The organism is Cobetia sp., assembly GCF_983723665.1.
The window spans coordinates 1-2,056 of record NZ_CFDJES010000064.1 but is presented as its reverse complement, the minus strand read 5'-3'; the positions used below and the strand labels follow the sequence as shown (position 1 = coordinate 2,056).

The 2,056-nt window shown below is 60.9% G+C and carries 3 protein-coding genes; 2 read left to right on the top strand and 1 reads right to left on the bottom strand.

Annotated elements, in window-relative coordinates; genetic code table 11:
• Positions 1-254: hypothetical protein (locus AC4FAH_RS08275; protein WP_490245884.1), on the top strand; the 254-nt coding region annotated here is incomplete at its 5' end.
• Between the two features lie 93 nt (positions 255-347).
• Entirely contained in the window at positions 348-509 is a 162-nt protein-coding gene (locus AC4FAH_RS08270) for a DUF1328 domain-containing protein (protein ID WP_043331394.1), read from the top strand.
• 157 nt (positions 510-666) lie between these two features.
• Here AC4FAH_RS08270 and AC4FAH_RS08265 read toward each other — a convergent pair whose 3' ends face one another.
• Complete coding sequence (locus AC4FAH_RS08265; RefSeq protein WP_159055846.1) at positions 667-2,016, bottom strand: DUF2254 domain-containing protein; 1,350 nt, start codon at positions 2,014-2,016, stop codon at positions 667-669.
• Positions 2,017-2,056 lie beyond the last annotated feature (40 nt).

The window sequence follows — 2,056 nt, the reverse complement described above, 5'->3', positions numbered from 1 at the left end:
TCGCCGAACGGGGGTCTTTGCTGTGTAAAGCGGCACCCGACAAGCAACATCACCTGCCCGAGCTGCATGCGTGCGGTCAACCGAGTGCCGCCTATCGTGTGCCTATGACAAGACGTGCGGATGACGGAGCAGGCTTTCAACCCATCACAAGGGCTGAGGCAAATTCTTTTACTGAAGTGCGACATCATGTTGACAAAGCTTTAGTTTATTACCATCTTGGCAATAACGAGTCAGGTGGCAGACGCGCCTCCTGATCGCCGCTTTCAGTACCCTGGAGTGCGCCTGAGGCGTCATCCGTCAGGGGCTGACTCCGCCGCGACAATTCTCACATGACATAAGGAATTGACATGCTCAACTACGCCATCATCTTTCTGATCGTCGCTGTCATTGCCGCCGTACTGGGCTTCGGCGGCATCGCCGGCACCGCAGCGACCATCGCCAAGGTCCTGTTCGTGATCTTCCTGGTGCTGTTCCTGGTGTCCTTCTTCAAGAGCCGCCGCAAGCCGTAAGGCTCTGATTCCCTGCCACGAGTCAGACTGACGGCAACAGGCCGCAAGCCGTCATGTGATCGGATAGTACGATTCAGAAATGGTACGGCTCACAGACTGCAACGCCCGCGATGGTGATCGACCGTCGCGGGCGTTGCTCGTTCAGGCGCTGGCCTTTTCACCACTGAGGGCTGGGCAGGTTCAGACGATGGTGACCGGCCTGCAGGCCGTGTTCGATGAAGCGACGATCCACCTCGAATTCGGCCTGGGCGAGAATCGCCTCCACCACCTTGTCGGCATGCTGTTGCAGCAGCACCAGATGGCCGTATTGCGCGCCCATCAGCGACAGGGTCTTCAACAGCTCCAGCAGGGCCAGACAGATCGAGAGGTCATCACGGCCATAATGCAGAATCGGAGTGATGGAGCGGTAGAGGAGGCTTGCGAAGGACTCCATCTGCCAGCTGACGCGAACGGCCTTGTGATCATCCACGCAACAATTGCACAGCGGCACTGACATGCGCTCGCTGAGCAGCTCCGTCAGCTGGTGCATGCACAGCCGTGCCGTGCCGGGGTCATTGATGCCGGGCGACAGCGCCTTGATGGCGACTTCCATCAGCTGGGTCAGGCCGTGCTCGTGCAGGTCCTCGACGGACTCCCCATCCAGATAGCCAAGCGCGGCACGCAGGTTCTTGATCAACTCGGCCTGCTGTTCTTCATCGAGTTCTTCCCCAGCCGTCGCACCCTCTGGCAGGCCGTTGGGCCACTCGATGCGCATCAAGGGCATGCCGCTGACGATGAAGGCGCCCAGCGCGAAATCCAGATGCACCACCATGTCATGCTTGATGGCCAGCTGGCGCAGCGCCGAGAAGTCGACCTGCTGGATGTAGCCGCGCCGGCGTGCCCGCAGCAGTTGGCACTGGTCGTCGTCACGGCTGACCTCGCGCTCGCAGAAGCCATCGTCCCGATTGCGCTGACGCAGGCGCTCCAGCGAGAGGCGGGTGCGGCCGGACAGTCGCCGCGCGACGGCGTTGATCTGCACCGACTGCGAGACCTGATGGATGAAGTAGACGAACATCCCTAGGCAATTGACCATCATCAGCACGCCGAGATAGACCGCCAGCGAGCGCCACAGGGTCGGGGAGTCGCCCGTATTGGGCACCATCAGGTTGACCAGCAGGAACAGCAGGCTGCCCAGGTAGTGGCCGAGTACCAGCTGGTGGTGGCGCTCGGTCACCAGGCCCAGCAGCAGCTTGTGGGAGAACTGCGCGCCGGCCTGGGTGAGCACGCTCATCACCATGGTGAAACTGAAGACCATCAGCGAGATCAGGCCGCCGACCAACGCCGCCAGCAAGGTGCGCGGGGTGTCATGTTGCTTGAAGGTCAGTGCTTCGAAAAAGTCGCTATTGGGCAGCGAGGAAGGGTCCGGCAGCCCGGAGGGCATCACCGAGATCAGTCCCAGCAGGGTATAGACCATGGCCAGCATGCTGGGGAGATAGGCGATGCTGGTGGTCCAGGTTCGCAGCCACATGAGGGGTTGCTGTAGCCAGCGATTCATAGACGATTCCCGA

Excerpts from the sequence above, each read along its gene's own strand:
- AC4FAH_RS08270 (WP_043331394.1), top strand. The coding sequence starts at position 348 with ATGCTCAACTACGCCATCATCTTTCTGATCGTCGCTGTCATTGCCGCC.
- AC4FAH_RS08265 (WP_159055846.1), bottom strand. The coding sequence starts at position 2,016 with ATGTGGCTGCGAACCTGGACCACCAGCATCGCCTATCTCCCCAGCATG.